We start from the raw sequence: 6,749 nt of genomic DNA on the forward strand, positions 1-6,749 counted from the left end.
GCCGGCCTGCGGGCGCTGCGCGCGCACCCGGGCGTGCTGGCGCTGTGGGCCGGCGTGCTCGGCGGCGGCAGCCTCGCGACCTTCGCGCTGTGCTATCCGGCGCTGGTCGTGACCGTGCCGGTGCTCGCCTACGGCAGCCTCGCCGCCTGCGAGGAGATCTTTCCCGGCTCCGGGACCTGAGGCGGCTCGCCGTCGACCAGCGCCGGCACCTCGATCAGCACGCAGCGGTTGCGCCCCTCGCGCTTGGCCGTATACAGCGCACGGTCGGCCTCGGTGATCAGCACATCGATCGGCAGATCGCCGCTGCCGGCGGCGATGCCGATGCTGATCGTGCAGCGCCGGCCTCCGAGCTCGGCTCCCGCATGCTGGGCCGCGACCGCCGTGCGCAGGCGCTCGCCGATGGTCAGCGCGGTACGGGCACCGGTCTGCGGCAGCAGCGCCGCGAACTCCTCGCCGCCGAAGCGTGCGAGCAGATCCTCGCGGCGCAGGCCACTGGCGAGGGTCGCGGACACCGTGCGCAGCACGGCATCGCCAACCGGATGGCCGAAGCTGTCATTGATGATCTTGAAGTGATCGAGATCGAGCATCAGCACCGCGGCCGGCGTCTGCGGGCGCAGCGCCTGCCCGGCCCGGCTCAGGAAACTGCGCCGGTTCAGCAGCCCGGTCAGCGCATCGGTGCCGGCGAGCCGCTGCAGGTGCTCCTCGTGGCCGGCGCGGGCGAGCAGCACCAGACCGATCGTGACGATGATGGTGCTGGCGTAGCCGCTCAGGAAGCTCGCCTGTTCGAGGACGGTGCGCCAGATCTCGACCTGCCGCCACAGGGCACGCGCCAGCAGCAGTTCGGCACTGCGCGCGATCAGGACGCCCCCGAGCAGCAGCAGCGCGAGCGCCATGATGCTCTGCGCGGTCACGTGCCCGTGATCCGGCAGGCGCCGGACCTGCCGGGCGCAGGCGCAGGCGAGCAGCCCGTACAGCAGCGAGTGCAGGCCGACCAGCCATTCGGAGGCGGGCGACAGCAACGAGATGCCGACGGACACCCCGACCAGCACCGGCGCCCGCCAGTGCATGCCGTCCCGTCCGGCGCAGCGATCCAGCGCCTGCAGGCGCAGGCTCCAGCACAGGCTCACGCAGCCGAGCGCCAGCGGCCCGGCAAAGCCGGCCGGGATCAGTGAATTGCTCGCCACCAGCACGAACCAGCCGGCGGCCTGCACCAGCAGCGACAGCGTCCACAGCTGCAGGCCGCTCAGCGAACGCTGCGGCGCACGACCCTGATCGGCCAGCGTGATCACGCCCGCCATCAGCAGCGCGCTGAGCGCCATGAAGAACATCAGGGTCTTGACATCGAACATCATCGGGCATCCTGCCGTTCAGCAGACGGCAGCGATGGCGGATGCTGCGCCGGCATCCGGTCCATCACCGCCCGTCATCCTGCATCGGCATTCCTGCGGACGGCTTTGATGCAGATCGCCTCCGCGGCCCCAGCGACGGCTCCGCACCTGCCGGCGCGAGCCAGCCGGCACGTCCGGTGTACGGTTTCGCGCCGGCCGGACCTGCCACTGGCCGCACGACTCACTTGCGTCCGAGCAGCGCCAGCCCCTTCAGCAGGTTCAGGGCCTCGGCGAGCGCGTAGTCGCTCTGCACGAGCGGCAGTTCGGTGGACCTGCCGGCGCCGGCCGGCGCCGCCTGGGCCGGATCGGCCTCGCCGGCCCCGCCGGTTTCGTTGCCGCGCTGCCCGGGGTTGTTCAGGTGGCCGGCGAGATCGGCCTCCTTGACCGTGTCGGCGGCCTCGACGCCGGTGACGCGCACGGCGTCGACGCGGATGTCCGGCTCGATGCCCTGGGCCTGGATCGAGCGGCCGCTCGGCGTGTAGTAGCGCGCCGTGGTCAGCTTCACGGCCGTGCCGTCGGCGAGCGGCATGATGGTCTGCACCGAGCCCTTGCCGAAGGTGCGCGTGCCCATGATCACGGCGCGGCGCTGGTCCTGCAGCGCGCCGGCGACGATCTCGGAGGCCGAGGCCGAACCGCCGTTGACCAGCACGACCAGCGGCACGCCGTCGATCAGGTCGCCGGCACCGGCCTGGAAGTTCTGGCGCGAGCCGGATTCGCGGCCCTCGGTGTAGACGATCAGCCCCGAGTCGAGGAAGGCATCAGCGACCTCGACGGCGCCCGACAGCACGCCGCCGGGGTTGTTGCGCAGGTCGAGCACCAGGCCCTTGAGCCTGCCGCCGCCGGCCTGCTTCAGCGTCGCGAGCTGCTCGCGCAGGTAGCCGGCGGTGCGCGACTGGAACTGCGTGATGCGCACGTAGCCGTAGCCGGGCTCCAGCGCGCGGCTCTTGACGCTGCGCACCGTGATCACGTCGCGGGTCAGCGTGATCTCCAGCGGCTTGTCCTCGCCGGCGCGCACGACGGTCAGCTTCACCGAGGAGCCGACCGAGCCGCGCATCAGCTTCACCGAATCGGCGAGGCCGAGGCCCTTGGTCGGTGTGTCGTCGATGCGCACGATCAGGTCGCCGGCGCGGATGCCGGCGCGCGCCGCCGGCGTGTCGTCGATCGGCGAGATGACCTTGACGAAGCCGTCCTCCTGCCCGACCTCGATGCCGAGCCCGCCGAACTCGCCGGTGGTGCCGACCTGCATCTCGCGGTAGCCCTCTTTGTCGAGGTAGGACGAGTGCGGATCGAGGCCGGCGAGCATGCCGCGCACGGCGCTTTCGAGCAGCTTGCGGTCATCGACCGGCTCGACGTAGTCGTGGCGCACGCGTTCGAGGATCTCGGTGAAGGCGCGCAGTTCCTCGAACGGCAGCGCCGGCGGTGCCGCCGGATCCGCGGCCGACACCGCGCCGACCCAGGCGAGACCGGCGCCGGCGATGGCGCCGGTGAGCAACGACAGAGCGTGGCGATACGGAAACTTCATGACGACTCCGGGTGCGCGGCGCGCGACAGAACGGACGGAACGGACAAAACGAAGGAAGGCCGCCGCGGCGGCCCCGGCGCGGTCGATTCTGGCGCGGATCGCGGCCCGATGGCAGGTGTCAGGCTGTTGCACGGCCATGCGGGCCGGGCTGCGCCGGGGAGCCTGCGCCCCGCGGGGGAGGAGCCGGTTCCGGCCCGGGCCTTGTGCGTCGGCCCGGGTCGTGCGCCGGCGCCGCCACCCGCGGGGTGCAGGGCATGCGGAACGCGCGGACGGAAGGGGATTTCAGTCCAGCGCCAGCAGCGGCCGGCCGGTCATCTCCGGCGGCTGCGGCAGGTTCAGGAGTTTCAGCACGGTCGGAGCCACGTCGCAGAGCGCGCCGGTGCCGGCCGGCGTGCCGCGGCGCCCGGCGTGCGAGACGTACAGGAAGGGCACGACGTTGGTCGTGTGCGCGGTGTTGGCCTGCGCGCTGTCGGCGTCCCACATGCTCTCGACGTTGCCGTGATCGGCGGTGACCAGCATCTCGCCGCCGACCTCGGCGAGCGCGGCATCGAGCCGGCCGAGCGCGGCGTCGATGGCCTCGACCGCCTGCACGGCGGCGGCGTAGAGGCCGGTGTGGCCGACCATGTCGGGGTTCGCGTAGTTGACGACGATCAGGTCGAAGGCGCGCGCGCGGATCGCCTCGACCAGCCGGTCGGTGACCTCGGGCGCGCTCATCTGCGGCTGCAGGTCGTAGGTCGCGACCTTCGGCGACGGGATCAGGATGCGCTCCTCGCCCGGATACGGCGGCTCGCGTCCGCCGCTGAAGAAGAAGGTCACGTGCGCATACTTTTCGGTCTCGGCGATGCGCAGCTGCGTGCGGCCGTGCTGCGCGAGCCAGTCGCCGAGCACGTTGGAGAGGTCCTCGGGCGCGTAGGCGACCGGCGCCGGGATCGACTTCTGGTACTGCGTCAGGCACACGAAGCCGGCGAGGGCCGGCGTGCGGGCGCGCGCGAAGCCGCTGAAATCCGGTTCGACGAAGGCGCGCGTCAGCTCGCGCGCCCGGTCGGCGCGGAAGTTCATGAACACGACCGCATCGCCGTCGGCGACCGTCACCGGCGCGCCGATCACGGTCGGCGCGACGAATTCGTCGTTCTCGCCGCGCCCGTAGGCCGCGGCCAGCCCGGCGGCGGCATCGGCGGCCGTGTGCGCGGCCCGGGCATCGACGATCAGTTCATACGCCGCCTGCACGCGCTCCCAGCGGTTGTCGCGATCCATCGCGTAGTAGCGTCCGACCAGCGTCGCGATGCGCGCGACGCCGGTGGCCGCACAGACGGCATCCATCGCCGCGAGCGAATCGGCGGCGCTGCGCGGCGGCGTGTCGCGCCCGTCGAGGAAGGCATGCACGTACACGCGCTGCGCACCGCGACCGGCGGCCAGCCGCACCATCGCCTGCAGGTGCTCCTCGTGGCTGTGCACGCCGCCCGGCGACAGCAGGCCCATGACGTGCACGGCACCGCCCCCCGCGACCGCGGCATCGACGGCCTTGCACAGCACCGGGTTTTCGAAGAACCCGCCGTGCTCGATGGCGAGGCCGATGCGGGTCAGTTCCTGATACACGACGCGGCCGGCGCCGAGGTTCATGTGCCCGACCTCGGAGTTGCCCATCTGCCCGGCCGGCAGGCCGACCGACAGCCCCGAGGTGTCGATCAGCGTGTGCGGGTGCGTGGCCCACAGCCGGTCCCAGTTCGGCGTATGCGCGCCGAGGATCGCGTTGTGGGCCGGATCCTCGCTGTAACCCCAGCCGTCGAGGATCGCGAGGACGAGGGGGCGGCGCGTGGCGGGCATGGCAGGGGGTTCTCCGCGGTTGCAGGATGGATGGCCGTGCCGGGCGCACACGCCCGGCACACCTAAGGGCGTGAAAGGATAAAGACTTCCCCCCTGCGGATGCCAGCCGCACGGTGCGCGCCCGGGGCGCGTCCGGGCGGGTTACAATCGCCGTCCCTCACCGCCGCCCCGCCGGGTTTCCGCCGCATGCAGACCTTTCTCGACTTCGCCGCGCGCAACTGGCTGCTGTTTGCCGCCTTCCTCGCGATCCTCGTCGCCCTGCTCGTCACCGAATTCCTGCGCCTGTCCCGCGGCGTCAAGGCGATCGGCGTGCAGGATGCGCTGCGCCGGCTCAACGACGAGACCGCCGTGCTGGTCGACGTGCGCGATCCCGGCGAATTCCGCAACGGCCACATCAGCGGCGCCCGCCACCTGCCGGCCGGCGAGTTCGACCGGCGCATCGGCGAGCTCGACAAGTACCGCGACCGCGAACTCATCGTCTGCTGCCAGCACGGCAACCGCTCGGCACCGCTGGCGGCGAAGCTGAAGAAGGCCGGCTTCACGTCGGTCATGAACCTCGCCGGCGGCGTCGCCGCGTGGACCGGCGCCGGCCTGCCGCTGGTGCGCAAGTGAACGCGCCGGCGCGCCGGCCCGAGATCATCGTCTACGCCTCGCGCTGGTGCCCGTACTGCCGCGCGGCCTTCGCGCTGCTCGATCGCAAGGGCGTCGCCTACGAGGTGCTCGATGTCGACGAGCAGCCGGCGCTGTGGAACGAGATCGACGCGCGCACCGGCCGCGACACCGTGCCGCAGACCTTCATCGACGGCCAGCACGTCGGCGGCTACGACGACATGGCCGCACTCGATCGCGCCGGCGGCCTCGACCCGCTGCTGTTCCCGAAGGCCCCCGGCTGAAAGCAAGCCCCCGCCCGCACGCCGGCGCACGTGCTTGGCCGTACCGCAGCGCGCGCGTATAAAGCCTGACCCGCCCGGGCGCACGCCGTCCGCGCCGCCAGCAACCCTCAAGACCCTCCAAGACCACGGTCCGGAAGCCGACACCCATGAGCGAGCAGAACAGCGCCCCGCAGCAGCCGCAGCAGCACTTCGAGATCCAGAAGCTGTACACGAAGGACATCTCCTTCGAGACCCCGAACTCGCCGATGATCTTCACCGAGCAGTGGACCGGCGAGAGCCAGCTGCAGCTGCACAACGAATCCGCGCAGCTCGCCGACAACATCCACGAGGTCGTGCTGACCGTCACCGTCACCACCAAGCAGGGCGACAAGACCGCCTACCTGTGCGAAGTCCGCCAGGCCGGCATCTTCACGATCGCCGGCTTCGCACCCGACCAGCTCGCGGCGATGCTCGGTGCCTACTGCCCGAACGTGCTGTTCCCGTACGCGCGCGAGGCGGTCTCGAACCTGATCCAGCGCGGCGGCTTCCCGCCGCTGCAGCTCGCGCCGGTGAACTTCGACGCGCTGTACATGCAGCACCTGCAGGCCAAGCAGGCGCAGCAGATGCAGGCCGGCCAGCCGAGCAGCGGCACGGCCTGACCGGCCTGCTCCGGCTGACCCTGCCCCGCCCGCCCGGCACCTGATGGCCACGCTCGCGGTACTCGGCGCCGGCTCCTGGGGCACGGCGCTCGCGCTGCTGCTGGCGCGCAACGGTCATGCCGTGCGCCTGTGGGGCCACGATCCGGCGCAGGTCGCACGGCTCGCCACCGAACGCGAGAACGCCGCCTTCCTGCCCGGCGTGACGCTGCCCGGGTGCATCGCACCGGGCGCCGATCTCGCCGCCGCCTGCGCCGGCGCGGCGATGGTGCTGGTGGTCGTGCCGAGCCACGCCTTCGTCGCGACGCTCGATGCGCTCGCCGCGCTGGCGCAGCCGCCGGCGGCGCTCGCCTGGGCCACCAAGGGGCTGGAGCCGCGCACCGGACGCTTCCTGCACGAGGTCGCGCGCGAGCGCCTCGGCAGCCGGCCGCTGGCGGTGGTCTCCGGCCCGAACTTCGCGCGCGAGGTCGCGCGCGGCCTGCCGACC

The 6,749-nt window shown here is 72.2% G+C and carries 7 protein-coding genes and 1 pseudogene; 5 read left to right on the plus strand and 3 right to left on the minus strand.

Going from position 1 to position 6,749, the window contains the following annotated elements; translation table 11 throughout:
• Positions 1-180: pseudogene (locus PKE44_RS13050) on the plus strand (hypothetical protein); the annotation flags it as partial.
• Here PKE44_RS13050 and PKE44_RS13055 read toward each other — a convergent pair.
• The 3 genes from PKE44_RS13055 to gpmI form a co-directional block, all read right to left on the minus strand.
• On the minus strand, positions 129-1,349 hold the full coding sequence (locus PKE44_RS13055) for a GGDEF domain-containing protein (RefSeq protein ID WP_324551884.1): 1,221 nt from the start codon (positions 1,347-1,349) through the stop codon (positions 129-131). The pseudogene PKE44_RS13050 and the gene PKE44_RS13055 overlap by 52 nt on opposite strands.
• 220 nt (positions 1,350-1,569) lie before the next feature.
• Positions 1,570-2,910, minus strand: a complete 1,341-nt coding sequence (locus PKE44_RS13060; RefSeq protein ID WP_324551886.1) for a S41 family peptidase — start codon at positions 2,908-2,910, stop codon at positions 1,570-1,572.
• A 282-nt stretch (positions 2,911-3,192) separates the two neighbouring features.
• Positions 3,193-4,734, minus strand: coding sequence for a 2,3-bisphosphoglycerate-independent phosphoglycerate mutase (gene gpmI / locus PKE44_RS13065; protein ID WP_324551888.1), 1,542 nt, complete (start codon positions 4,732-4,734; stop codon positions 3,193-3,195).
• 186 nt (positions 4,735-4,920) lie between these two features.
• Between gpmI and PKE44_RS13070 the strand changes: the two genes are divergently transcribed.
• The 4 genes from PKE44_RS13070 to PKE44_RS13085 form a co-directional block, all read left to right on the plus strand.
• Complete coding sequence (locus PKE44_RS13070) at positions 4,921-5,346, plus strand: rhodanese-like domain-containing protein (RefSeq protein ID WP_324551890.1); 426 nt, start codon at positions 4,921-4,923, stop codon at positions 5,344-5,346.
• The gene (gene grxC / locus PKE44_RS13075) at positions 5,343-5,627 is read left to right on the plus strand and encodes a glutaredoxin 3 (protein WP_324551892.1); all 285 of its coding nucleotides are present in this window, start codon (positions 5,343-5,345) and stop codon (positions 5,625-5,627) included. Before PKE44_RS13070 ends, grxC begins: the two co-directional genes overlap by 4 nt.
• 146 nt (positions 5,628-5,773) lie before the next feature.
• The gene (gene secB, locus PKE44_RS13080) at positions 5,774-6,265 is read left to right on the plus strand and encodes a protein-export chaperone SecB (protein ID WP_324551894.1); all 492 of its coding nucleotides are present in this window, start codon (positions 5,774-5,776) and stop codon (positions 6,263-6,265) included.
• 43 nt (positions 6,266-6,308) lie between these two features.
• A partial coding sequence (locus tag PKE44_RS13085; protein ID WP_324551896.1) for an NAD(P)-binding domain-containing protein occupies positions 6,309-6,749 on the plus strand: 441 nt, incomplete at its 3' end.

Origin of the sequence: Plasticicumulans sp. (assembly GCF_035331805.1) — a bacterium.
Taxonomy (GTDB): Bacteria; Pseudomonadota; Gammaproteobacteria; order Competibacterales; family Competibacteraceae; genus Plasticicumulans.

What these genes read in the sequence shown, in the direction of transcription:
- PKE44_RS13055 (WP_324551884.1), bottom strand. Translation starts at nt 1,349, where the DNA reads ATGTTCGATGTCAAGACCCTGATGTTCTTCATGGCGCTCAGCGCGCTG.
- gpmI (WP_324551888.1), bottom strand. Translation starts at nt 4,734, where the DNA reads ATGCCCGCCACGCGCCGCCCCCTCGTCCTCGCGATCCTCGACGGCTGG.
- PKE44_RS13070 (WP_324551890.1), top strand. Translation starts at nt 4,921, where the DNA reads ATGCAGACCTTTCTCGACTTCGCCGCGCGCAACTGGCTGCTGTTTGCC.
- secB (WP_324551894.1), top strand. Translation starts at nt 5,774, where the DNA reads ATGAGCGAGCAGAACAGCGCCCCGCAGCAGCCGCAGCAGCACTTCGAG.
- PKE44_RS13060 (WP_324551886.1), bottom strand. Translation starts at nt 2,910, where the DNA reads ATGAAGTTTCCGTATCGCCACGCTCTGTCGTTGCTCACCGGCGCCATC.